General features: G+C 48.7%; 22 protein-coding genes. 18 read left to right on the top strand and 4 right to left on the bottom strand.

Annotated elements, in window-relative coordinates; all coding sequences use genetic code 11:
* The first annotated feature begins 26 nt into the window (after positions 1–26).
* From AC50Y5_RS19580 to AC50Y5_RS19555, 6 genes are all read left to right on the top strand, one after another.
* A complete protein-coding gene (locus AC50Y5_RS19580) occupies positions 27–215 on the top strand; it encodes a Flp1 family type IVb pilin (RefSeq protein ID WP_494863099.1) in 189 nt (62 codons plus the stop codon).
* Positions 187–936, top strand: coding sequence for a pilus assembly protein (locus AC50Y5_RS19575; RefSeq protein WP_494863095.1), 750 nt, complete (start codon positions 187–189; stop codon positions 934–936). The genes AC50Y5_RS19580 and AC50Y5_RS19575 overlap by 29 nt, the downstream gene beginning before the upstream one ends.
* Complete coding sequence (locus AC50Y5_RS19570; protein WP_494863094.1) at positions 933–3,209, top strand: hypothetical protein; 2,277 nt, start codon at positions 933–935, stop codon at positions 3,207–3,209. The genes AC50Y5_RS19575 and AC50Y5_RS19570 overlap by 4 nt, the downstream gene beginning before the upstream one ends.
* Complete coding sequence (locus tag AC50Y5_RS19565; protein ID WP_494863092.1) at positions 3,166–4,125, top strand: TadE/TadG family type IV pilus assembly protein; 960 nt, start codon at positions 3,166–3,168, stop codon at positions 4,123–4,125. Before AC50Y5_RS19570 ends, AC50Y5_RS19565 begins: the two co-directional genes overlap by 44 nt.
* 48 nt (positions 4,126–4,173) lie before the next feature.
* Complete coding sequence (locus AC50Y5_RS19560) at positions 4,174–4,686, top strand: A24 family peptidase (protein ID WP_494863090.1); 513 nt, start codon at positions 4,174–4,176, stop codon at positions 4,684–4,686.
* A gap of 74 nt (positions 4,687–4,760) precedes the next feature.
* Positions 4,761–6,410 (top strand): DUF6382 and FHA domain-containing protein, encoded by a 1,650-nt coding sequence (locus tag AC50Y5_RS19555; RefSeq protein ID WP_494863088.1) that lies wholly within the window; start codon positions 4,761–4,763, stop codon positions 6,408–6,410.
* A gap of 14 nt (positions 6,411–6,424) precedes the next feature.
* Here the strand turns inward: AC50Y5_RS19555 and AC50Y5_RS19550 are convergent, their stop codons facing one another.
* From AC50Y5_RS19550 to AC50Y5_RS19540, 3 genes are all read right to left on the bottom strand, one after another.
* Positions 6,425–7,330, bottom strand: coding sequence for a TIGR01777 family oxidoreductase (locus AC50Y5_RS19550; RefSeq protein ID WP_494863086.1), 906 nt, complete (start codon positions 7,328–7,330; stop codon positions 6,425–6,427).
* Between the two features lie 18 nt (positions 7,331–7,348).
* Entirely contained in the window at positions 7,349–7,840 is a 492-nt protein-coding gene (locus AC50Y5_RS19545) for a LytA/YqiH family protein (protein WP_494863084.1), read from the bottom strand.
* A 267-nt stretch (positions 7,841–8,107) separates the two neighbouring features.
* Positions 8,108–8,545: a DUF2621 family protein gene (locus AC50Y5_RS19540; protein WP_494863082.1), complete on the bottom strand. Its 438-nt coding sequence runs from the start codon at positions 8,543–8,545 to the stop codon at positions 8,108–8,110.
* 102 nt (positions 8,546–8,647) lie between these two features.
* Here AC50Y5_RS19540 and AC50Y5_RS19535 point away from each other — a divergent pair, with 102 nt between their 5' ends.
* The 10 genes from AC50Y5_RS19535 to AC50Y5_RS19490 all read left to right on the top strand — a co-directional run bounded on the left by AC50Y5_RS19535 (position 8,648) and on the right by AC50Y5_RS19490 (position 22,077).
* Positions 8,648–9,766: a deoxyribonuclease IV gene (locus tag AC50Y5_RS19535; RefSeq protein ID WP_494863080.1), complete on the top strand. Its 1,119-nt coding sequence runs from the start codon at positions 8,648–8,650 to the stop codon at positions 9,764–9,766.
* A gap of 65 nt (positions 9,767–9,831) precedes the next feature.
* A complete protein-coding gene (gene purU / locus AC50Y5_RS19530; RefSeq protein ID WP_494863078.1) occupies positions 9,832–10,722 on the top strand; it encodes a formyltetrahydrofolate deformylase in 891 nt (296 codons plus the stop codon).
* A 415-nt stretch (positions 10,723–11,137) separates the two neighbouring features.
* Positions 11,138–13,156, top strand: coding sequence for a transketolase (gene tkt, locus AC50Y5_RS19525; RefSeq protein WP_494863076.1), 2,019 nt, complete (start codon positions 11,138–11,140; stop codon positions 13,154–13,156).
* A 30-nt stretch (positions 13,157–13,186) separates the two neighbouring features.
* The gene (gene ppnP, locus AC50Y5_RS19520; protein WP_046233271.1) at positions 13,187–13,504 is read left to right on the top strand and encodes a pyrimidine/purine nucleoside phosphorylase; all 318 of its coding nucleotides are present in this window, start codon (positions 13,187–13,189) and stop codon (positions 13,502–13,504) included.
* Between the two features lie 341 nt (positions 13,505–13,845).
* The gene (locus AC50Y5_RS19515; protein ID WP_494863074.1) at positions 13,846–14,775 is read left to right on the top strand and encodes an ABC transporter permease; all 930 of its coding nucleotides are present in this window, start codon (positions 13,846–13,848) and stop codon (positions 14,773–14,775) included.
* 12 nt (positions 14,776–14,787) lie between these two features.
* A complete protein-coding gene (locus AC50Y5_RS19510) occupies positions 14,788–15,669 on the top strand; it encodes a carbohydrate ABC transporter permease (RefSeq protein ID WP_056041352.1) in 882 nt (293 codons plus the stop codon).
* A gap of 24 nt (positions 15,670–15,693) precedes the next feature.
* Positions 15,694–17,397, top strand: coding sequence for an extracellular solute-binding protein (locus AC50Y5_RS19505; protein ID WP_494863071.1), 1,704 nt, complete (start codon positions 15,694–15,696; stop codon positions 17,395–17,397).
* A 98-nt stretch (positions 17,398–17,495) separates the two neighbouring features.
* Positions 17,496–19,244, top strand: a complete 1,749-nt coding sequence (locus AC50Y5_RS19500) for a sensor histidine kinase (protein ID WP_494863066.1) — start codon at positions 17,496–17,498, stop codon at positions 19,242–19,244.
* An 83-nt stretch (positions 19,245–19,327) separates the two neighbouring features.
* Positions 19,328–20,956, top strand: coding sequence for a response regulator (locus AC50Y5_RS19495; RefSeq protein WP_494863061.1), 1,629 nt, complete (start codon positions 19,328–19,330; stop codon positions 20,954–20,956).
* Between the two features lie 563 nt (positions 20,957–21,519).
* Positions 21,520–22,077 (top strand): DUF420 domain-containing protein, encoded by a 558-nt coding sequence (locus AC50Y5_RS19490; protein WP_056041359.1) that lies wholly within the window; start codon positions 21,520–21,522, stop codon positions 22,075–22,077.
* 127 nt (positions 22,078–22,204) lie between these two features.
* Here the strand turns inward: AC50Y5_RS19490 and AC50Y5_RS19485 are convergent, their stop codons facing one another.
* Complete coding sequence (locus tag AC50Y5_RS19485; protein WP_056041361.1) at positions 22,205–23,101, bottom strand: NAD(P)-dependent oxidoreductase; 897 nt, start codon at positions 23,099–23,101, stop codon at positions 22,205–22,207.
* A 225-nt stretch (positions 23,102–23,326) separates the two neighbouring features.
* Between AC50Y5_RS19485 and AC50Y5_RS19480 the strand changes: the two genes are divergently transcribed.
* Together AC50Y5_RS19480 and AC50Y5_RS19475 are read left to right on the top strand one after the other, a co-directional pair.
* A complete protein-coding gene (locus tag AC50Y5_RS19480) occupies positions 23,327–24,676 on the top strand; it encodes a glucose-6-phosphate isomerase (protein ID WP_056041363.1) in 1,350 nt (449 codons plus the stop codon).
* Positions 24,677–24,700: 24 nt separating this feature from the next.
* On the top strand, positions 24,701–25,336 hold the full coding sequence (locus AC50Y5_RS19475; RefSeq protein ID WP_494863059.1) for a YigZ family protein: 636 nt from the start codon (positions 24,701–24,703) through the stop codon (positions 25,334–25,336).
* The last annotated feature ends 92 nt before the right edge of the window (positions 25,337–25,428 follow it).

The following is a 25,428-nucleotide window of genomic DNA, read 5'->3' as shown; positions in this document are numbered from 1 at the left end:
CAATTGAAAATAGAGAGGAAGCTGGAATGATGACAACAATAAAAAAAGCATGGAAAAGATTTTGGAAATCGGAGAGCGGCTTAGGCACGCTGGAAATTATTTTAATTATTGCCGTCGTTATCATTATTGCATTGCTGTTCAAGGATTGGATTATAGAACTTATTGAGCGTTTAATGGGCAAGGCCGATGACCAAGCAGACAAAATTTTCTCTTAGGCCGCTGGTTCGCAAGTGGCTGCTCGGGGAGCAGGGAAGCTTTACGCTGGAATCAACGCTTGTGTTCCCGCTGCTGCTCACTGTTATTTTATTGTTTCTCCTGCTTGGAATGTACATGTACCAGAAGACAGTGCTTTATTATTCGGCTTCCGTTACAACGGAGCGGACGGTCTTCGGTTGGGACAACAGCTTCCGAAATTCACGGACGGGCCTATTGCCTGAAGGGGAATACGACAGCCTATACTGGCGAATGAATGAGGATCGGATGCTCAGCTCTTTGTTTGGCTTAGGCGGCGAATCAGCGGATGTGCAGCTTGCTTTGCCTTTGCACGGGGCGGCAGGAGATAGCTTGCCTGAACAAAAAATAGCAGCTGCCGCAGGGTGGATGGATGCTGAGCGAGGGCTTCCTTTTGAGGGGAGCATTGGCTACCATCGTACGGTCATTCAGCGCCATATTGAGACAAAGCTTTTACAGCCTGTGTCGCTGGAGCCGCTTGAGCGTGTATTAGGCATTGGGGAGCCTAAGACGGTTGCTTCCAGTCCGGTTACCGATCCTGTCGATTTTATTCGCGGCGTTGATTTGGTTAGGTATTATACGGCTAAATTTGCTGGAAGCCCTCTGGGCAGCGGGAAGGATCAGGCTAGTCAGGTACTAACCTCCTACAGCAAACAAAACAGCAATAGCAAAGCCAAAGGCCTGTTGAATGGAGGCGAAAAATGAAAGCAAGCCGATCTGTAAGGTTGAGTGAGCGTCTAGCTAGGAAATACTGCTTAAGCAAATGGCTGTTGCAGAGAGACGGTGCAGTCACTATATTTTCCGCTATGGTACTGTCGTCGCTTTTGCTGTTCATGTCGATCCTTATTGACTACGCCAGAATAGCGGCTCTCCATAAAATAACCGAGGATGCAGCGAGAGCAGGTGCAAGATCCGTATTATCAGCCTTCGACAGTCAGCTTTATGAGCAATACGGATTATTTGGGCGAGGCGGTACGAGTGGAGATACGATTTACAGCGAGGTTGTGAAAACGAATGTGGAGCGTAGTGCGTCATTCGCTGCCTTTTCTCGGCCAATTGATGCCAAAGTAGTCCATTCACATACGGATCAGGCTGCAGTATTGGGCAGCCATACGGTATTTGAAAGACAGGTGCTGGAAGAGATGAAATATAAAGCACCGATTGATTTTACGCTGGAGCTGGCTTCAAAGTTTGCTCCCATGGCGGGGGCGATGAAGGAGTCTGCGGTGACAGTGGACTTGCTGGAGCAGCTGCGCAAGCTGTATGACAAGCGCCAAGCAAGCCTCGCCCGTATATTAGCTTTGCAAAAGCAGGCAGCTGAGGAACTGGGAACAAGCGGCTTGAAGGCGCTGCTGCCGTATGGGGGGCTGGATTCCTCAAGTGCAGAGGAGGGCACAGCATCATCACTTGCCGGGCGTTATGAAGAATATGCTGGCTGGGTTATCGTTGACGAGCAATTAATAGCCGCAGGCAAAGCACCCAAATATACGCAGGAAAGAGCGGAATATAAATCAGAAGCAATTGCGCTGATTAATGAGCTCAAGAAACGAACGGCCAAGGTGATGGGCGAACATATAAAGCTGCGGAGCACGGCAAAGGAACAACTGGAGCAAGCACGGCTGTTGAACGGGGAAATGCGGCTAATTGAAAGCAAGGAGAGACAGTCTCCTGCTTATAGCGGATATGACCGCGTATCAGGCAAACCAGTCGTAGGCTCCGATGTCTACACCTTGCCGTCTGTAACGGCCTCTGAATTGCAGGATATACAAAAGACAGCAGATCAGCTGATTTTACCAGTTGCTTGGTTCACAGAATATAGTGCTGAACTGGACGATCAGGCACAGTCGTATACAGCTTTTCATAATGAAGCGAGTGGATTCACCTCAGCTTTTACGCTGCTGCTTGACTCAGTAGATCGTAACACAACAATACTCCGTACAGGAACAGAGAAGATGATTACGTTGTATGGACAATATGCAGGTCTGTATGTCCATTCAGGCTCCATCGTTGCCAAGCGTCAGCAGGAACTAGCCAATGGAGGGCTCGAGAAGCAGCGCAAAGAGCAAGAAAAGCAGCTAGGTTCGTTATGGAAACAGGCCGGGAATATGCTGGGGGGCTTTCAGAGCGTGGCTGGTTCAGAAGAGCAGCAGGCATTATTTAATCAGCTGGAAGAGCGCTACAAAGGAAATTTGCAATTTAATACAGTCGCAGCGCAAGGTTCAAATGCTGAAACAAAAGCATTCAGCGTGGATGCCCATGCGCAGGCTGAAGCTTCTGCGGAGCTTTCTAATGGCTTGTTCGGCGGAGTAGCCGATATGCTGGAGCAGGCTAGAGATACCGTATATTTAGGCGAATATGTATTGCAGCGATATTCGGTTTTTGCCCCGCAGCAATTGAAGATGATGCTTGAAAAGGGGGATACCGCTGAGCTTTCACAGGCACTGACCTTTCATAATCAAGAAGCTGAATATGTGATTTATGGGTTTCATAATCGCATAGGCAATGTGGCCGCAGCTTATGGCGAGCTGTTTAGCGTACGCATGGCTATTCGTACTATGGAAGGCTTATCTACTTGCCGCTCTGCTGGACATCCCCTCTTGATTTTATCGTGTTCGCTTATTTACGGCTTGGAGAAGACGATGGAAGATATGCTCGCCTTTGCTGATCGGGGATCGGCCCCATTATCTAAATATGTAAATGTGGAAATTTCGTACACGGATTATTTACGGCTTTTTATGCTTCTGCATGGTGGGGCCAATAAAGAAGCATCCGTATCCAGAATGATTGCAGTCATTGAGCAAAATAGCGGGGTTACTCTATCTGGCGTTTCCACAGCTGTGACAGGAGAGGTGCGGACATCTGCACAGCTGTGGTTTCTGCCTGGCGTTATGCAGCTGCTACGAAACTATGGATTATTGCAGGGAAGGGTGACGAATGGCCGCTATGAAACGACGCAGACGATTGGCTGGTCATACTGATTGCCGAAAGGGGGAGCACGGCAGCATCGTTATGGAGGCAGCGCTAGTTATGCCAATGCTTCTGCTTGTGCTGATGGTATTCATCATATTCATACGTTTATGCACACTCCAAATAGCGCTTCAGGCAGCTGCCTCGCAATCCGCCCGGCAAATTGCCGCGCATATATATCCTGTAGACCTGGCCTATCAGAAAGTATCCGCATCTATACCAGAATTTAGTGCCGGACAAATGCCGCTGGCAGATTGGAGCGCGGCGGCATCTGATGCTGCCAAGTGGCTGCCTGATCCGGCAGGGACACTAGCTTCCTCTGCGTTAAGCGGCGATTGGAAACCGCTTATAGATATGGCTGCAACGGAAATTGGAAGAGGGGCGATAGAGCCGCTGCTCCGTCAAAATGCAGACGAGGCCGTGCTGGAGAAGGCTAGAATCAAGCTTTCAAGGCTGGCGCTGCCGGATTTGAAAAATAAGCAGCAGCCTTATTTGATTATTGAAGCGGAATATGAATTTCCAATGCAGCTTCCTTTCATGAAGCAGAAGCTTATTTTAAGAGAGCAGGCTTCAGAGCGGGTATGGATAAGCGACGCCGCGGCGGCGCAAGATACAGCAGCGCAAAATGATCCCGAACATATTCCTATTCAGATTATATCGATATCGCCTGTGCCGCTAAGGCCGGGCCACAAAGCAACCGCTATTGTGCTTACAAAGCCGGGAGTGACTGCTTCATTAAAGGTGATGTACAAAAGTGGGCAAAGCCAGGCCAAGCATCTTGGCGAGGCGACAGCGGGCAGCGACGGATTTGTCCAGTGGACCTGGCTCGTATCGGGCAATACGACGCCAGGCATGTGGGAGCTGACAGCAGGAGTGGGCGATCAGCAAGCATCCATGCATTTTCAGGTTGAGAAAAAATCAAATTAGTAGTGTGTGCAAGCCTATAAGCTTACAAATAGAAAGGGGCGGAGTCTTATGCTCACCATACCGTTTGCAGCGGCAGCCGTGTTGCTCATCGCTGCGTTACTGACAGATTTGCGTTCCATGCTTATCCCTAACCGCTTGACCGTGTCTTTTTTTGCGGCAGGCTGCTTATATCAGACAATTGCTGGCGGCTGGAGCGAATTGTGGACGGGGTTAATCGGAGCTGTTGCAGGGTTTGTCCCGTTGTTTATTTTGCATTTGGCGAGAGGTATTGGCGCAGGGGATGTTAAGCTATTCGCTGCACTGGGTATGTGGGTTGGCACAAGTATGGTGCTGCAAATGATGATGTATGCCATTTTGTATGCAGGCTTAATTGGTGTGCTGCTAATCTTGTTTAATAGGCCATTTAGCAGGAGGATGTTGAGTGGCTTGCTGCTGCTACTGCACCGAAGTACTGAGCCTAGACGTAAGGAGCTTGGAGGCTGGGCAGCGGGGGGAACCACCTTTCCATTTATGCTTGCAGTCGTACCCGGGGCATTAACCGCGTGGCTCATGCTTACATAAGTCCAGCAGCGTATTTGTTTAACTTAAGTTCAGCTGTTCCTATTAATAGAGCTGCAAGCTAAGGGGGAGAAGCGATGGGGAACTTTATTGTAGATTATGCGATGAATCGTGGTCATGAGCTAATTATGGATCGCGAGGGAGGCATACGCAGACAAGAGCTTGAAGAAGTAGAGCTGCAAATGCTGCAAGGCAGCTCGATTCCACATCTGCTGCCCATTGAATGGTTCGAGCTGAATGGGCTTATTACGTTTAGCTATCGCATAAGTGGCAAAAAATTGCTGCTTCATCGCTTGCAGATACAATCGCTGACGATGGAGAAGTTTTATGCCGTACTGCTAGGTATTATAGAAGCGCTCGATGAGTGCCATCATTATATGCTTCGTCCTGAAGGCTGCCTGCTGGAAGAGTCATATCTATTTGTTGGCGAGCAGCTAAGCGATATTTTTCTCGTTTATATGCCTCTAAAATCGATAAATTCAGGCCAGGCTGCTCCAAACTGTATCCACTCCCTGCTAGCACTGGCAATACGATGGTCTTCTTATATAGAAGAAATAAATGGCGAGGAGTTTCAGCATCTATTGCGTTTGTTAAGCAGAGACGATGCCACGGTCAGCACGATTCGTTCTCAATTGCTGGAACGCATTAGCATAATGTATGAGGGTACATATCGCCTCCCTGTATCTGTGTCAAGCAGAAGTAGGCCAAATCCAGCTAGCAGTTCTAGTAATGCTATCAATGCTAATATTGCTAATATTGCTAATATTGCTAGCAGTGCTAATATTGCTGGCAATATGAGGCCGGACAAGGTGGGCGATTATAGCAGCTCTAGTAATTATGTAGAAGCTGGCGAGTTCGGCCGTGATAGAGACAATATTAAAAAAAGCGAAACGAATAAGCAAGAGTCTCTAAATGAACGTTTTTTTGCCGCCGGAGATTGGGATATAGAAGTCGAACCTCTGCCTCAATATAACTTTACTCAGGAGGAGCCTGCGCCAGCTCGAAAAGGAAAATGGCTGATAAGCGCGATGATCTTTGTAGCAGTAGCTTGTATATGGCGCTATGTTTATTTAGCGGCCCCTTCCAGCAGCTTGCTGTTCATATGTCTGGGTTTATCGCTTATTGGTGTTGCCGGACTGCTAGCCCTATGGGTCAATAAAAGCAAAGTCGCCGAATCAGAATTAGTAGAAGAAGAGAGCCTAAAGGAAGATAGAATCGAAGAAGAGTTTAGCCGTTCACGATTTAGAGGAGTCATACAAAACGGGGAAGACGACGTTCAACATTCTAAATCATCTATTGATTTGGAGGAAGCTGTACCCCCGCTTAAAAAGAGCGTGTCCTACCAAACAGCAACAACTAGAAGAGAGGAAGCGACGGTACTTCTAGGGCAGCATAATAAAAAGCCCACTGCCGATAGCGGATTCTCACTCCAGAGGGAGTGGGAAGGGCAAGGGCAGAGGCTTATTTGGGAGAAAGGCCGATTTACAATTGGCCGTATTGGTGAACAGGTCAGCTATGGTGACGAAGCGCAGGGAATATCCCGGCTTCATCTTGAATGTAATAGAGACGACAAAGGCTGCTTCATCAAAGATCTTGGCTCTCGGAATGGAAGCATGCTGAACGGGCAAACGATGATTGCTTACAAAACCTATCCTTTTTCAGCAGGGGACATCGTCCAGCTAGCTGGGGTAAATGGTCCTAAATATGAATTGAAGCAAGGCAACTGATGGAAGGTACAGGCTTAGGGCTTTTTATACATATGCTCCATGGCGTTCTCGACAGTCGGATAACGAAAAACAAATCCATTGTCCAAGGCGACACGTGGAAGTGCCCGCTGTCCATCAAGGAGCAGTGTTGCAAGTTCGCCGACTGCAGCCTTCATGACAAAAGCGGGAACCGGGAACCAGTGGGGCCGATGCATCGCTTTGCCAATCGCTCTTCCAAAGCTGTCATTCGTAACAGGCTCTGGAGCAGAAGCGTTAACAGGCCCGTTCACCTTTGGCTGATCCACGCAAAAGATAATGAGGCGGACAATGTCCTCGAGATGAATCCAAGATATCCATTGCTGCCCGCTGCCCATTCGTCCACCGCCAAATAACTTATAAGGCAGTGCCATTAATGGGAAAGCACCGCCGGTTTTGTTCAGGACGACGCCTACTCTTAGCTTAATGAGACGTTCTACCTTAATCGCGTCAGCAGCTTTTTCCCATTGCTTGACCACTTCAGACAAAAAGTCTGTTACGGCAGTCGGGCTGTACTCATCAAAGGTTTCGGTAGTTGACAGCCCATAGGCTGAAATGCCTGAAGCATTAACGACAACCTTCGGTTTGCCTTTTAGAGCTTGGACGATTTGGGCGATGCGTGCGGTAGCAGTTAGTCTGGAGCTTAGAATCCGCTGCTTGGCCTGGGCGGTCCATCGTTGATTGATGGATTCGCCAGCAAGATTAATGATGGCGTCAATGCCCTCCAGCTTTTGAGGATGCTCGGCGAGCTCGCTCCATGTTACATAATGGAGGCCTTTTCCTACAGGCGAGTTTTGGCTTCGTCCAGAGCGCGAAATGATCCATACTTCATCACGCCGCTCTAGAAGAGCCTTGACCAATGCTTGTCCGACAAAACCAGTACCACCTGCTACCGCGATCCGCATGCATCCACCAGCTTTCGATTATTGTTTCTCGATTTTCTCCGCCCACATTTGTGTGAAGCCGTCTAAATCTTTTTCAACATATTGGTATTTAATTTTACTTTTCTCTGGCAGCGAATTAATGACATCAAGCAGCTCATCATTAATTTGCAAAACGATGGTACCGCTTGGCGTATCTACTTCAATGGAGTGGGTGTCGATAATGCCATTGAATACCCCTTCACTGGTTTTCAAATCTGGGTTGGCGGTCGGTGTGTCTGTACCTGTGCTGCTTTCTGGCGACGCTTCGCCAGGCTCTGTTACGCTTCCGCCATCACTCGGTGATGGTGCCGCGCTTTCCTCTGGTGTTGGCGATACGGTAGCTGGCTGCTCATCCGTGGCAACCGGGCTGCTGGATACAGCGGGAGCGTTATTGCTATTGCTTGAGCAAGCGGCGGTTGCGAGCATAATTGCTACTAATAGGGAGCTCGTCACCATCAAGCTGCTTTTTTTGGTTTTATTATTTTTTGTCATTGTGAAGCACCTCCTGGCAATATAAACGAAATCTGATCGAAATAGGTTCCAAAAAAAAGAGATCAGAGCGAGCCGTCGCCGTGCTCGTACATGTTCTTACACGGACGAAAGACTCGTTAAACAGCCAGCGCCAGGCTAATCGTTAATGATAGAACTAAGAGACTGCGACGAAATAAAGTACCGCTAATTTGTTGACAAAACTCCCAAAACCGTGGAGATTTTGTCAACAAAAGCGGGTACTAATTTCCCCGCAGCTCCTAAGAAACGCTATTTGTTGAGCAAATGCTTGAAAGGGCTGTAATCAATGCCTTGCTTCTCAAGAAAGGTAACGAGTACTTTGTAATCTCTTTTTGGGGTAGCTCGTATGTATCCTTCTACACAATGTGCTCTTGTGACCTCTTTGGCGTCATATTCAATAGCCACTTGACCGATCTTGGCAGCTATGGAGTGTTTCGCTATATCTCGAAACGCAGATGGGACAGGCGCGACCAGCTCATCAAGAAAAAGCTTCGACTCCTGGGTCCACATGCTGCGGCTTCTGTCCACCCAATAATTTTGCCAATCGAGCTTTGACTTGCCATCCCGCTGAGGGAGCACCTTCAAAAACTTGCGGAACATAAAGAAACCGCCGATTGCCATGAATACGACCATGACGATTGCCCAGAAAATGATGAAATACATAAACCAATCAGGAGCTGATTTCATATCCAATTTTCACCTCATGCATGAATTATAGCGTATTCCTAGATTTATTTCGACATTCCTTGTAAAATAGGTGTGATAAACCGAAAGGGGCGTTATATAACGATGTTGAAAATCGGTTCCCATGTTTCATTTTCGGACAAAGGGCTGCAGACCGCAGCAACGGAGGCCATTTCTTATGGCTCCAGCACATTCATGATTTATACCGGCGCACCGCAGAATACGCGAAGAAAGCCGATTGACACGTTATATATTGAAGAAGGCAAAGCTTTGATGCAAACAGCAGGTATTGATGAGATCGTTGTTCATGCACCGTATATCGTCAATCTCGGCTCCTACAAGGACAGCACTTATAATCTGGCTGTTGAATTTTTGCAGGAGGAAATCCGCCGTACTGCTGCCATTGGTGTGCAAAACATCGTGCTGCACCCAGGCGCTTATACCGATAAGGATGCTGAATATGGCATTGGCCGTATCGCCGAAGGGCTGAATGAGGTTCTGGAAGGTACGAAGGAAACGAATGTCAATATTGCGCTTGAGACGATGGCCGGCAAAGGCACGGAAATCGGCCGCAGCTTTGAAGAGCTGGCAGCGATTATTGATAAGGTACAAAGCAACAATCGCTTGACCATTTGTATGGATACTTGCCATATGCATGATGCGGGCTACGATCTTGTTGATGATTTGGACGGCGTGCTGGACAAGTTTGACAAGCTGGTAGGGCTTAACCGAGTTGCAGTAGTCCACGTGAATGACAGCAAAAATCCGCGTGGAGCGGCTAAGGACCGCCATACGCCGATAGGCTCGGGATATTTGGGCTATGATGCCATTCAATCCATTGTCCATCATGAGGCACTTAAAGGGCGCCCATTCGTATTGGAGACGCCATGGATTGGCAAGGATGCAAAAACGGAGCGTCCGATGTATGAAATAGAAATCGCCTTGCTTCGCGGCGAAGTCCAGCAGCGGTTTGGCGACAGCTTCCTGGAGGATGTTGCGAAGCTCCAGCAGTTTTTTGCTCCGCAAGGCATTGACCGTGCATTCGTGCTATCGACATGGGAACTGCTCAAGGCGGATGCCAAAGCAAGAAAAGCTGATCCGCGCGAGCCAATGGAGCGGATTTACGACCTCATTATTGAAGGCAGCGTATTGTCGTCAGCACTGACGGAAGAGCAAATTAATCAACGGATTACAGCATGGTTTGCAGGCAAAGCTGTGCTCTAAATATAAAGATTTATAAATGATGAATAAAATGAAGATAATAGTTGAAGGAAGGAAGTTTGAAATACATGTCATCACCATCTATATCGCAGCAGCCGTCCTCCAAGAGCGGACGGGCTCGCATGCTCATTTCCTGCCCAGACCGTTCCGGCATCGTGGCAGCCGTTTCCCATTTTCTATATGAGCATGGAGCGAATATTGTGCAGTCCGACCAGTACACAATGAACCCGGAGGGCGGAATGTTTTTTATCCGCTTTGAGTTCGATTTGGCTGACCTCGACAAGGAGCTGCCCGTATTAGTAGAGGATTTTGCCCGCGTTGCCGACCGTTTCGATATGAAATGGCATACTTTCCGTGCAAGCCGCAAAAAGCGCCTGGCGATTTTCGTTTCCAAAGAAGATCATTGCCTAATGGAGCTGCTGTGGCAGTGGAAAGCCGGCGATCTTGACGCCGATATTGCCATGGTTGTCAGCAATCATCCGGATATGCGCGAAATGGTTGAAGGCTTCGGCATTCCTTACCATCACATCCCAGTCACTGCGGATACGAAAGCCGAAGCGGAGCGCAAGCAGATGGAGGTCGTTGCGGATAAAGCAGACATTATTGTGCTTGCCCGTTACATGCAAATTATTTCGCCGAAATTTATCGAGCAATTTCCGAATCGCATTATTAATATCCATCATTCCTTTTTGCCTGCTTTCGTTGGCGGCAAGCCGTATGCGCAAGCTTACCAGCGCGGCGTGAAAATTATCGGCGCTACGGCGCATTATGTAACAGAGGAGCTGGATGGCGGTCCGATTATCGAGCAGGATGTGCAGCGGGTTAGCCACAGGGACAATGTGGACGACTTGAAGCGGATTGGACGCACGATTGAGCGTGTCGTTCTTGCCCGTGCAGTTAAATGGCATATTGAGGACCGGATTATCGTTCATCATAATAAGACTGTCGTATTTAATTAGGTTTTTCGCGGTTATTTATCAATATTTTTTAATAGGCAAACTGCTCTGGCGGGTGTTACAATGTTCAAAGCCATTGTGTTCAATTGCGCACCACCTATAAGCATGTTGAAAAATGCAGGCTTTCCGCAGGAAAGTTCTTTTTCAAAATATAAGAATTTATAAGTTTCACACTTATAAATGGGCTTATATTGCACCCTCGAAACGGAAGCTTTGCCGCCAGAGGGCGGGCAAAGCCGTTTCACCTTGAAATATAGGAAAGGATATGATTTTCTCATCCTTTCTCTATATTCCTCGGAATGAAACGCGCCGCGCCGCCAAAGGACGGCGAAAGCCGTTTCACCTTGCCATGCTTCTAAAGAGAGAGAAACACTTAAAACAAGAAGACCAGAATGGATTTTTAGGAGGAAACAAGCTAATGACAGTTACTCAAAAATCAGTTGACCAGCTTTCGATTGATACGATCCGTACGCTTGCGATCGATGCGATTGAGAAAGCAAAATCTGGACACCCAGGCATGCCTATGGGTGCAGCTCCAATGGGTTATCAGCTTTTCGCTAAAAACATGGTTCACAATCCGGCTAACCCGACTTGGGTAAACCGCGACCGTTTCGTACTTTCCGCAGGGCATGGCTCCATGCTGCTTTACAGCCTGCTGCACCTGTCCGGCTACGATCTTCCAATTGAGGAACTGAAAAACTTCCGTCAATGGGGCTCCCTGACTCCGGGTCACCCTGAGTTTGGCCACACAGCTGGCGTTGACGCAACGACTGGTCCACTTGGACAAGGCGTGGCTATGGGTGTTGGCATGGCGCTTGCAGAAGCACAGCTTGCCGCTACTTACAATAAAGAAGGCTTTAACGTAATCGACCATTATACTTATGCCATTTGTGGCGACGGCGATTTGATGGAAGGTATTTCGCATGAAGCGGCTTCCATGGCTGGTCACATGCAGCTGGGCAAACTGGTTGTCCTATATGATTCGAATGATATTTCCCTTGATGGCGAGCTGAGCCTGTCCTTCTCGGAGAGCGTTCAGAAGCGTTTTGAAGGTTACGGCTGGCAAGTGCTGCGCGTAGAAGACGGCAACGATCTGGAAGCTTTGTCCAAAGCGGTTGCAGAAGCGCAAACAGACCATGCTACACCGACTTTGATCGAAGTGAAGACGGTTATCGGTTACGGCAGCCCGAACAAAGGCGGCAAAGGTGGACATGCAGGTCCTCATGGATCGCCGCTGGGTGCTGAAGAAACGAAGCTGACTAAGCAGTTCTACGGATGGGAAGAAGACAATCAATTTTTCGTACCAGACGAAGTTCGCGCACACTTCGCAGAAGTGAAGAAGCAAGGCGAAGAGTCCAATGCGAAATGGGATGCTTTGTTTGCTGAATACAAAAAAGCGAATCCTGAGCTTGCTGCTCAATTCGAAATCGCAACTTCCGGTTCATTGCCAGCTGGCTGGGATGCAGACCTTCCGGTTTACACAACAGAAGACAAGCCTGTATCGACTCGCGTAGCTTCCGGTAATGCACTAAACGGCCTAGCGAAAAATGTTCCTAGCCTTGTTGGCGGCTCCGCTGACCTTGAAAGCTCGACGATGACTCACTTGAAAGGTTTGCCAGTGTTCAAGCCAGGCAGCTACGATGGCCGCAATATTTATTTCGGCGTTCGTGAGTTTGGTATGGCAGCTGCAATGAACGGTATTGCCCTTCATACAGGTCTGAAAGTATTTGGCGGTACGTTCTTCGTATTTACCGACTACTTGCGTCCAGCTATTCGTCTAGCAGCGCTGATGAAGCTTCCTGTTGTATACGTACTTACGCATGACAGTATTGCTGTCGGCGAAGACGGTCCTACACATGAGCCAATCGAGCAGCTTGCTTCGATCCGCATCATTCCTGACCTGACGGTTATCCGTCCAGCTGACGGCAACGAAACTTCCGCAGCATGGGCTTATGCGCTGGAGAATACAAGCAATCCAGTAGCTCTTGTTCTGACTCGCCAAAACCTGCCGATTCTTGAAGGTTCTGTAGATAACGCTCGCGATGGCATTCGTCGCGGCGGATACGTTGTATCCGATGCAAAAGACGGCAAGCCGCAAGCGCAAATCATTGCTACAGGCTCCGAGGTTCAACTGGCTGTTGCTGCTCAGAAAGCTCTTGCAGAAGAAGGCATTCAAGTTCGCGTTGTCAGCCTTCCGAGCTGGGATCTGTTCGAGAAGCAGGACAAAGCTTACAGAGATTCTGTATTGCTTCCTGAAGTTAAAGCTCGCGTTGCTATCGAAATGGCTTCCCCATTCGGCTGGGAGCGTTATGTTGGCGATCAAGGCACGATTATCGGTATCGACCGTTTCGGCGCTTCGGCTCCTGGCGACCGCGTCATTGCTGAATATGGCTTCACGGTTGAGAACGTTGTAAGCAAAGTGAAATCCGTACTTTAATTTTCGAAATAGAAGGAGATTATACCCGCCATGTCTCAATTTGAAAATGTAACGGTCGTCAAAGAAGCTAACGTTTATTTTGATGGTAAAGTAACAAGCCGCGCTGTATTGTTTGCGGACGGAACGAAAAAAACGCTCGGCATTATGCTGCCAGGCGACTACGAGTTCGGTACGGACTGCGTAGAAATTATGGAAATTCTTGCTGGTGATTTGAAAGTGCTGCTTCCAGGCGAGACGGAGTGGCTGCACATTCAAGGCAAAGGCGAGTTCACTGTGCCTGCCAACACGAAATTCAAGCTTCAAGTTGCGACGGTAGCGGACTACTGCTGCTCGTACATTTACGAATAAGAATCACAAATCAAGGAAAGGGCTGCTTCGCATATGCGGAGCAGCCCTTTTCGTCGTACATTTTTCTTTATAGTCATTTATAGTCGTTCAAGGTCATTTATCGTCTTTCATGGACATTCATCGTCGTCGTTCATGGTTGTCCATCACCGTTCCTTTTCATTCATCACCGTTCATTCATCCTCTTCCATCCTTTTCATTCCATCTTGCTCCTCATTATTATCCTCACTGGACGTTTCCTTAACTATGCAACATGAATCCTAAAACATTGTTATATCTCCGCGCTGCTCCAGAAAGCTACAATAGCTTCTGTAACCGCTAACAATAAACAAGAAGAAGGTTAAATGGAGGGGAAGCTATTGAAACAAAGAGCGATGCGGAGGTGGAATTTCAAGCTTGTTTGGCCGTTGCACGTCATGCTCATTCCGGGAATTGTCCTTGTTCTGATCTTTTCCTATTTGCCGATGCTCGGACTCGTTATGGCCTTTCAGGAATATAAGCCCCAGCTTGGATTTTTGGATTCCGAATGGATCGGCATGGAAAATTTCAAGCTGATGTTTGAATATCCGGATGCAAGGCAAGTGATATGGAATACGCTGCTGATCGCGGGCATCAAAATTGTAGCGCATCTCATTGTTCCATTCATTTTTGCGCTGCTGCTCAATGAAGTGCGTAAAATGCTGTTTAAACGGTTTGTGCAAACGCTCGTCTATTTGCCCCACTTTTTATCCTGGGTCATTCTTGGGGGCATTTTGCTCGATATGCTCTCTACAGATGGCGGGCTTGTCAATCAGCTGCTTGCGGTGTTTGGGATCGAGCCGATTTTTTTCCTTGGAGATGGGAATTGGTTTAGATTTACGGTTATTGTCAGCGATGTATGGAAGGATTTCGGTTTCTCGACCATTATCTTTCTAGCGGCGCTTGCGGGTGTTAATCCCGAATATTATGAAGCGGCGCTTATAGATGGAGCGAATCGCTGGCGTCAGACCCTTTCAATAACGATCCCTTCTATTTTGCCCATTACGATTGTGGTTGGGATCTTATCGCTCGGCAACATTTTGAATGCCGGCTTCGATCAGATTTTTAATCTATACAACCCGCTTGTTTATGAAAAAGGAGATATTATCGACACCTATGTTTACAGAGTAGGCTTGCTAGGCGGCGATTTTGGCTTCGGCACAGCGGTAGGCGTGTTCAAATCGCTAGTGAGTTTTATTTTGATTATTATTTCATACAGGCTTGCCTACAAGCTGGCCAATTATCGTATTTTTTAAGGGGGGAGCGGCATGTTTCATCGTTCAATTTCGTATCGTGTTTTCTCTACATTCAACGTTGCTTTTCTAGCCCTGTTGTCCTTCATGTGTATAGCCCCGCTCCTTCATGTGCTTGCGGTATCGTTCAGTACCGCGGCGGCAGCCGATGCCAATTTGGTAAAACTGTGGCCGATCGGTTTTTCCCTAGATGCTTATAAGTCTACATTGACGAATGTTTTTTTTATCGGCTCTTTTGGAAATTCAATCATCCGAACGGTGCTTGGCACAGCGATTGCGCTCTCCTTGTCGATTCTGATTGGCTACGCCTTGTCTAAAGAGAGCTCTGAATTCAGGGGCAGAAATATATATGCCTGGTTTTTCGTATTTACAATGCTGTTTAGCGGCGGATTGATTCCCGGTTATATCGTCGTACAAAAGCTGGGGCTGCTCAATACGGTATGGGCACTTGTGCTTCCGGGAGCCGTTAGCGTTTATAATACGATTTTATTGATGAATTTTTTCCGCACATCGGTGCCGAAAGCGCTGGAGGAAGCGGCGTTTATCGATGGAGCGGGCCACTTTCGCGCATTATGGCAAATTTATTTGCCGATATCGCTCCCATCACTGGCAACGATTGGCCTCTTTACAATGGTCGGTCATTGGAATGCTTGGTTTGATGGACTTATTTACATGACTCATGCCGAAAAGTATCCTATGTCTACGCTTTTGCAGACGATTGTAGTCCAGCGGGACTTAAGCAGCATGAGTGTCAATGCGGATGAAATGAAGGAGCTGTCGAACCGGACGGTGAAAACGGCGCAAATTTTTATTGCTACGCTGCCCATTATTATCGTATATCCGTTTCTGCAAAAATTTTTCGTTAAAGGGATTGTGCTCGGTTCCGTGAAGGAATAGAGCCATTAAATAGGGGGAGTATCTATGATGAATAAAAGCTGGAGAAAAACGACCGCCTTATTGAGCGCTTTAATGCTGGGTATGACTGCTTTGACCGCCTGCTCATCGGCAGTAAATGAGGAAGCGTCAAATAACGCATCGCAGCCGCAAGCTGTGGAAGCCGCAGCTGAAGCGATGAAAGCGGGCAAATACGAGGAGCCGCTTAAAATCAATATCGTTCGCCAGATGACCACTGATGTGAAGTTTCGCGCCGGGGAGGACATCAACAATAATCCTCATGTCCAGTGGGCCAAGGATACGTTCAATATCGATCTCAATTATTTATGGACGGCTGACAGCAGTGCGATTGATACGAAAATCCGCTTGATTTTGTCCGCAAACGAGGATCTTCCAGATATTATTCAATACCGGGGCTCCCAGGATGTTATTGACGCCTTAATTGATTCCGGCAAGTTCGCTGACGTTGGCGACCTGTTTGACAAGTATGCGGGCGATGCCTACAAATCAGCGATGGTGGAAGACGAAACAGTCTGGTATCCTTATGTTCGTGATGGCAAACGGTACGCAATTCCGATTCTCGATTACTCCAACAATAATGATACCGTTTTATGGATCAGGGATGATTGGATGAAAAAGCTTAATTTGAAGGCGCCGCAAACGATCGAAGAGATGGAAAAAATGATGGAGCAGTTCACGAATGCCGATCCAGACGGCAATGGCAAGAAGGACACCGTAGGGCTGGCTGTTGGCTTGAAAAATGGCATGAACACATGGGGACTCGCTGATGCGGATTTCCTGTTCGGAGCTTACGGTGCGATGCCGGGGCAGTGGAATTTGGACGCCGCGACAGGCAAGCTTGCCTACGGCTCGATTGCGCCCGAAGTGAAGACGGTGCTTGCGAAGCTGAAGGAGTGGATGGAGAAGGGCTACATCCACAAGGAAGCGGGATTGCACGATGAGGGCAAGGCGGCTGAATTATTTTCATCAGGCAAGGCGGGAATCGTTGCTGCTCCGTATTGGGCAGGAGGCTGGCCGCTGCCAGCGGTTAAAGAGGTGGATAAAAATGCCGACTACAGCGCATATCCGCTGCCTGCTGGACCGGATGGGAAAATTGGCCGCAGCAAATCGGGTACGGGCAATGGCGTTATTTTAATTAATAAGGACTTCAAGCATCCGGAAGCTTTTTTTATGTATGCCAATCTGTTATATGAACAGCAGGGCAATCCGCAGCCGGGAAGTCCGTTTGAATACGGCTTTAAAGAAGGCTATGATTTTATGCTTCAGGATGGGCAGCCAGTCTGGGATGAAGCTAAGTTTCCGGCAGACAAGCCGCTTATGAATGTTGAAAAGTATACCCTGCTGTTTGATGGGGCCCGCATCCCTTCTCTGGTTATGGAGACGATGAACGATTTGGCAAGCGGCAAGGAGCCGGTTACAGCGTTCGAGCAGAAGCAGTCCAGAGGGCTGGATAAAAACATTACCGCGGGTGCTGTCAACTACAGCCAGCGGGAATATGCGATGCCTAATCTGTACATTGGCTCTCCGACCAAAACCTACAAGAAGCGTTGGGATTTCCTGAACAAAAGCGAGAAGGAAACGTTTAATAAAATCATTTATGGCGGCAGTCCGATTGATTCCTTTGACACGTTCGTCACACAGTGGAAGGCTTCTGCTGGGGACACCATTACCGAAGAGGTTAATGAATGGTATGCCGCTGTTCAAAAATAAGTCATCCAACAATCTAACATCAGGCAAACAACAGAAGCGTCCGTTCCCTTAAGGAGGGGAATAGGGCGCTTTTCTTGCTCAGGGAGGAAGGCTCCGTAATGGAGAAATCAAATATTTTCAAAAAAATATTAGCCATTATGGGGCTGCTGCTCATCCCTATTGTCGGTTTGTATTCCTACTCGAACCAAATAAGCATTCATGTTGTAGAAGAGCAGATCAGGCAAAACAGCGGGGACAAGCTTTCTTTTTTTGTACAGCAGATAGATGCTGAATTCGATCAATATATGATCTCCGTCAATAATTTAGGAATTGAGCCGCTAGTACGGACCTTTATATCGCTGACCCCCTCCAGCACGGATTCCGAGCTGTTTGAGGCAAAGCTGAGCGTGCAGGAGGATTTGGAGATTAAAGGGAAGGCAGGCATCCTGGAGCGTGCTTATACGTTATTTGCGCCCCTTTCTGGAGAAGTAGTCAGTACGCATAACTCGATTTCCTACAAGCAAAAATTCGTCAATATGGTGCACAGAGGCGGGCTCAAGCCCTTCATCTGGACTTATTCCGCAGAGGATAATAGCCGAATACCGAACGCTTTCGTTTATCGAATTGTGGAGCCGCTGTTCGTTTATGAGGATTTGGAGCAAGCTGATCTGGTAGGCGAGATTCGGGTCGATACGAGAGATATTACGGATATGCTGACCCGGTTTAAGGCGGACAGCCCTGGCGACCCTTTTTTATATCATGAAAATGAAGCGCCCATCGTTGCGCGTACAGCGGACATGAAGCGAATTAATGAACTGCTGCCTCTGTTTGAGAAAAATAAGGAGGATGTCAAGCAAGGGACTTTTCTAGCCTCGCTGCAAAACGAACAGTATATGATTCTTTATGCCAAGTCGGAGGCTACAGGCTGGTATTTAATCGAATACATGCCGCTGGAGAACATTCTAACCCCGATAACCTCTAGCCGAAATTGGTTTTGGCTATCGCTGAGTTTAATCTTGCTTATTAGCGTGTTATCCGCATTTTTGCTTTATCGTAATGTGCAGGTTCCGATCCGGGAGCTGTATTTGGCCGCCAAGCGACTGCGCAGGGGCGATTATTCCGTACGTGTTGGCAGCCGCAAGCATGATGAATTCGGTTATTTATTTGAACAGTTCAATTTGATGAGCGAGCAAATCCAGCATTTAATCAACAGCATCTATGCCGAGAAGCTGCATGCCAGAGAAGCTACGCTGAAGCAGCTGCAATCGCAAATTAATCCGCATTTCCTATACAATTGTTTATTTTTCATTAAAAATATGACGCGCATTGGCGAGCGGGACGCGGTAATGGCGATGGCGGTCAAGCTTGGCGACTATTACCGCTACACGACGCATGTAGATCAGCAGGAAACGACGCTGCGCGAGGAAATCAAGCTGATCCACAACTATTTGTCGATTCAAAATATGAGAATGGACCGCATCCATTTTCAAATAAAAATTCCGGATGCGATGCTGGAGCTCAATTTGCCGAGGCTAATCTTGCAGCCGATTATTGAGAATGCCATTATTCATGGCATAGAGCCGAGAGAAGGGGCTGGCATGATTAGGGTATTTGGCTTAATCGGCGAGCAGGGATATGAAATCGTATGTGAAGATGATGGTGTGGGTCTCAGTGAGCAGGAGCTGCGGCTGCTGCGGCAGAAAATCAGCTCTAATGCGGTGCTGGACGAGAGCTGCGGCCTGCGCAACGTCCATCAGCGGCTTGTTCATAAATACGGCGGAACGTCGGGCCTCACGCTGGAGCAGTCCGCTGAAGGGGGCCATCGCGCAACGATACGGTGGAGTGCCCTTCCAAGCGAACGCGAGTGAGAGCGAGCGGGAGTGTATGAGTGAGCGAATGAAGGCTGCACAGGACGCTGTAAGTATGTCGGGAGAAAAAAGGAGATTCGGCCATGTACCAGCTTTTGATCGTTGATGATGAGCGTTCCGTAGTTGAAGGGGTTGCGGCAACGCTGCTTGAATACGGTATGGCCGACATTGAGATTCATAAAGCTTTTTCAGCTTCGGATGCGCTGGCCATTATGCGCAAATGCTCCATTGATCTGATGATTACGGATATACGGATGCCGGGCATTTCCGGCTTAGAACTGATGGAGCGCGTGCGCAAATCGTCAGGCTCGACCGCTGTCATTTTGCTGACAGGCTATGCCGAATTTGAATATGCAAAGCAAGCGCTGACTAGCGGCGCCTCTAATTATTTGCTCAAGCCGGTCAATGACGAGGATTTGATTAGCGCAGTTAAGAAGGTGCTGCTGGCTGTACAGAAGGAAAAGGAAGCAGCCATTTCGCGTGATAACACACAGCGGGCATTACGGGAAAATTTGCCGCTGCTGCAGCGGAATTTGCTGATTGATTTGCTCGAAAATCGGGCGATCACACCAGCTGCTTTAGAAAAGAGGCTCCAGAAGCTCGCGCTTCCTTTCTCGCTGGAGCATGCTGCCAGTTTGCTGCTAATCCGTTTGGAGGAGCCTTTTTTCCAATATGGGCACAATGATCGGGCTTTGCTCGAATATGCGGTCGGCAATATTGCCGAGGAGGTGCTCAGCGATTTTTATCAAATATGGATGTGCAGCGATTCACGTGACTATTTGGCCGTAGTGGTGCAGGCTTTGGATGGAAGCAGCAGCATCGCTGGCGCAATGGCGGAGCAGGAGCTTATGCGTCGCTGCCTATATTTACAGGAGCAGGTGCAGCGATATTTGAAGGGGTCAATCTCGATTGTCATTAGTGCTTGGGGGCCGTTTCCCGAGCATTTGTCATCCTCCTATCATCTGGCGCTGACGGCTTATCTCAAGCATATTGGCGCTGGCAGGGGATTGTTTCTCTCGCTCGGCGAGCAGCGTGTGCTGGCGCCGGTCCGTACATTCAAGCATTTGTATGAGCCGCCGCTGCTGCCAGATCTGCTGGAGTCGGGGAGATGGGATTCCTTTATGGAGAAGCTGGGCTTGATTTTCGATGAGCTTGAGACCGAGTTTGATGGCTCTGCGGAGCATTCATTGGAGGTTTATTGTGCCGTTACAGGCACACTTAGCTTTATTGCGCATAAAAGCGGGTATGGCTTGTTTGACTTTTTGGAAATAGAGGAACAGCATATGATGACATTCGAGTCTTTAAGACAGCAGCGGCAGCTGCGGGATAAGCTGATGCGATTGGCGGAAAACATGCGCAGCGCGCTTGAGACTGAGGCACTGGGCAGTCAATCCAGGCTCATTAAGAAGGTGCAGCGATTCATTGACGAGCAGCTTGCACATACGATTTCCCTGACGATGATCGCAGAGCATGTTTTTTTGCATCCCGTGTATCTCTCTCAAGTGTATAAGGCGGCAACCGATGAAAGCTTGAGCGATTATATTCAGCGGATTCGCATGGAGAAATCAGCCTATTGGCTCCGCAACTCAAAGCTGAAAATCTATGAAATCGGCAGTAAAGTCGGCTACCAGAATGCGCCTTATTTTATCAAAGTATTCAAGAAGGTGTACGGCTTGACCCCGCAGGATTATCGGGAGCTTCATTCGGTATAAGCAGCATTGTCCCCGGATCGAGCTTCATATGTGTCAACTTTTCTAATTCATGCCCAGAATTCGATTTTTTGTGACATAAACGTCTGAAAAATCTTCCTTTGGCATGGCATAATCGGAAAGGAAGCTGTTGTTTTCCGCTTGAAATATAGGAAAGTATATGATTTCACCATACTTTCTCTATATTTCTCGGACTGAAGCGCGCTACGCCGCCAGAGGACGGCGATAGCCGTTTCACCTTGAAATATAGGAAAGTATATGGTTTCACCATACTTTCTCTATATTTCTCGGACTGAAACGCGCCACGCCGCCAGAGGACGGCGGTAGCCGTTTCACCTTGAAATATAGGAAAGTATATGATTTTTCATCCTTTCTCTATATTTCTCGGACTGAAGCGCGCTACGCCGCCAGAGGACGGCGATAGCCGTTTCACCTTGAAATATAGGAAAGGATATGATTTTTCATACTTTCTCTATATTTCGCGGACTGAAACGCGCTACGCCGCCAGAGGACAGCGATAGCCGTTTCACCTTGAAGATGAAGCATATTTGTAGGAGGAAGAAGCGATGAATAAAAGGGAACAGGAGCAGTCGCTTAAACTGCTGCCGGACAAAAACTATACGCCGCTGATTGCGATTTTGACCGTTGTAATCGTAGGGCTTGTGACGGTGCTGTTTTTTCTGCCGGCCTATGACGGGGAGCTTGGCTTTAATGTGAAGCTGCTGCCGCTGCTCAATGCGATTTTTAACTGCTTTACGTTTATTGCTCTGGTCGTCGCATTAGTTGCGATAATCAAAAAGAACATCAAGCTGCATCGCCGTTTTATTGGAGCGGCGTTCGTCTCGACGACCTTGTTTCTGGTGTCCTATGTGACCTACCACTACCTGACGGAATCGACGAAATACGGCGGTGAAGGGGCGTTGAAAAACATTTATTTCTTCGTGCTGATCACGCATATTTTACTGGCAATCGTCGTTGTGCCGCTGGCGCTCATATCTGTAGCCAGAGGCCTCTCGATGCAGGTGGAGCGCCACCGCAAAATCGCGAGATGGACGATGCCCATCTGGCTCTACGTCAGCTTTACGGGTGTTGTCGTGTATTTGATGATATCGCCATATTATTAAGGAGGAGCGAATGACCGCTTCGCCTTGCAAAAATAAAACCGGGTACGGCATGTCTCTTTAGAAGGACAAGCCGTACCCGGTTTTATAATCAAAGGAATATATAAGGCAAGCCTGGCACGCAAGAGGCCTACAGGCTGCCACCGCCGAGCTTGCGCCCGATATACTGCTCGTAAGCTTGCGCTACGGCGCACATATCCAGCTCGCTCAGCCCCATCGACTCGCCGACCTGGAACATGCTCTTCGCCGACTCAAGCAGCGGGGTAGGCACACGCAGGCTGTCTGACAGCACGGAGGACAGCTTGAGATCCTTGAGCATCAGCTCCAGTGAAAATTGCACATCGTAGTTGGCATTGATCAGCTTAGGGCCTTTCAGCTCAGCGGATTTGCTCGATGCGCTGCCGGCCTGCACCAGCTCTAGAAACGCATTGCTGTCGAGCCCGCCGCTTGCGGCAATCGCCATGCCTTCTGTCAGGGCCACAACGTTGATGCCGACAATTGTATTGTGCGCCAGCTTGGCGATGGAGCCGCTGCCGTTTAATCCCATATAGATGAGCTTGCCGCCCATTGCCAGCAAAATGTCGTCATTGGCGTCGAGCACCGCCTTGCTGCCGCCAATCATAAATACAAGCGTTCCCGCATCGGCTGCCGGCTTGCTGCCTGTAACCGGAGCATCGAGGAACGAGGCGCCTTTCTGCTCGGCGGTTGCCGCTAGCTCGCGCGCCAGGCTTGGCGAGATAGTGCTGCTGTCGATAAGTACAGTTCCGGAACGGACGGCGCTGAAAATCCCATTTTCACCATAATAAACGTCCCGCACTGCTTGATCATTGCTGATCATCGTAATGACAACGTCATTGCCAGCGGCTGCTTCAGCTGGAGTCAAGGCTTCTGTGGCGCCAAGCTCGATAAGCGCTGCCGCTTTTCCGGGTGTACGGTTGTACACGGTGACACTGTAGCCTTTGCGCAGCAGGTTCGCCGCCATTCCCATACCCATTACACCAAGTCCGATAAATGCTGCTGTTTTCATCAAAAGGTTCCTCCCATGGCTAGCGTTTTCCTTTCATTATACGGTTTCTTCACCAAGATTTCATTGTTATAAGCTTGTTTTTATAGTTTAAATCCGATATTGTAGATTTTGACGCTATATATGATGTTGATTATCAGTGGGGGAGCTTGAGCCTCGCCGTTAGTCGTACAATATTTTGAAAACGGCTGAGATGCTGTTTATATTCCTAAGGAGGCTTATTTGTTTATGAGTAAAACGGTACATTTCGATTACAGCAAAGCACTAACTTTTATTGGGCAAAATGAGATCGACAACTTGACGCAGCAAGTTCGCCTTGCGCATGACCAACTACATAACGGCACGGGTACAGGCTCTGACTACCTGGGCTGGATTGACCTTCCTGAAAATTATGACAAAGCAGAATTCGCCCGCATTAAGCAAGCGGCTGAAAAAATCAAATCGGACTCCGAAGTGCTGATCGTCATCGGCATCGGCGGTTCTTACCTGGGCGCGCGTGCAGCGATCGAAATGCTGTCGCATTCCTTCTATAACCTGCTGCCGCATGAGCAGCGCAAGACGCCGCAAGTGCTTTTTGCCGGCAACAACATCAGCTCCACTTACGTGACGCATTTGACGCAGCTGCTTGAAGGCCGCGACTGGTCAATCAACGTTATTTCCAAATCCGGCACAACGACTGAGCCAGCGATCGCTTTCCGTCTGTTCCGTGAACTGCTGGAGAAAAAATACGGCAAGGAAGCTGCCCGCAAGCGTATTTATGCAACGACGGACAAACAGCAAGGCGCGCTCAAGAAGCTCGCATCCGAAGAAGGCTACGAGTCGTTCATCATTCCTGATGACGTTGGCGGCCGTTATTCCGTATTGACAGCTGTAGGCTTGCTGCCAATCGCAGCAGCTGGCGTTGATATTGATGCAATCATGAAAGGTGCGGCTGATGCTGCCAAAGAATACAGCAACCCGAATCTGGCTGAAAATGAAGCCTACCAATACGCGGCTGCCCGCAACTCGCTGTATCGCAAAGGCAAAACAACTGAAATTCTCGTGAACTACGAGCCTTCGCTTCACTTCGTATCGGAGTGGTGGAAGCAGCTGTTTGGCGAGAGCGAAGGTAAAGACTACAAAGGGATTTACCCTTCCTCTGTTGATTTCTCGACAGACCTTCACTCGATGGGCCAGTTCATCCAAGAGGGCAACCGGAACATTTTCGAAACCGTTATTCAAGTGAAAGAAGTGTCCGAGCATATTTCGATCGGCCATGACGATGCGGATCTGGACGGCCTGAACTTCCTGACGGGCAAAACGATGGATTTCGTCAACAAAAAAGCATTTGAAGGCACGCTGCTTGCGCATACTGACGGACAAGTTCCTAACTTTATCGTCAACATTGCGGATTTCTCGCCATACACCTTCGGCTACCTCGTTTATTTCTTTGAGAAGGCTTGCGGCATCAGCGGCTACCTGCTCGGCGTAAATCCGTTTGACCAACCGGGCGTAGAAGCATACAAGAAAAACATGTTCGCGCTGCTGGGCAAACCGGGCTACGAGAAGGAGAAAGCGGAGCTGGAAGCGCGCCTGTAGGCGTCGTTTCAGGCAGCATTCCTGATGAAGCTTGAACGTTACCGAACGGTTAGGCAGCAGGCCCACGCCGAAATTGTCATCAAGCGCTCGCGATTTATTGGCTATGCAAAGCCGGTAGAGACCGAGGAAGAAGCGGTGCAGTTTATTGACGAAATCAAGCGGCTGCACAAAACCGCGACGCATAACTGCTCCGCCTATATGGTGGGGGAGCGCGACCAATTCCAGAAGCAGTCTGACGACGGCGAGCCTAGCGGCACGGCGGGCAAGCCGATTTTGGAGGTCATTAAGCACAAAGGTCTCAAAAATATCGCCGTCGTCGTCACCCGCTATTTTGGCGGGACGATGCTAGGCGCTGGTGGACTCGTCCGTGCTTACACGGACGGCGCAGTTGCCGGAATCGAAGCAGCCGATGAGATCGTCAACGTCCTGCACCGCGAGGTGCGGGTTTCCGTTGACTATACTTGGTATGGCAAGCTGGAGAACGAGCTGCACGGCCGTGGCATACGCGTAGGCGGCACGGAGTTTACCGACCGCGTCATCGTCAGCTGTTTGCCGGTGGAGCCGGAGGCGGAAGCTTTTATCGCGTGGATGACGGATTTGACGCAGGGCCAAGCCGAGATAGAAGCAGGCGATAGCGTCTATTATATTGAGGGCGAATAAAACAAAATCGCCTTGCTTTCAAATTTTTGAAAAAAGCGCCTTATTCATAAACCCATCTGATGGGGATAATGAATAAGGCGTTTTTGCCGTTA

The organism is Paenibacillus sp. JT22N7 (assembly GCF_059383875.1).
This window is presented reverse-complemented; position numbering and strand designations above follow the sequence as displayed.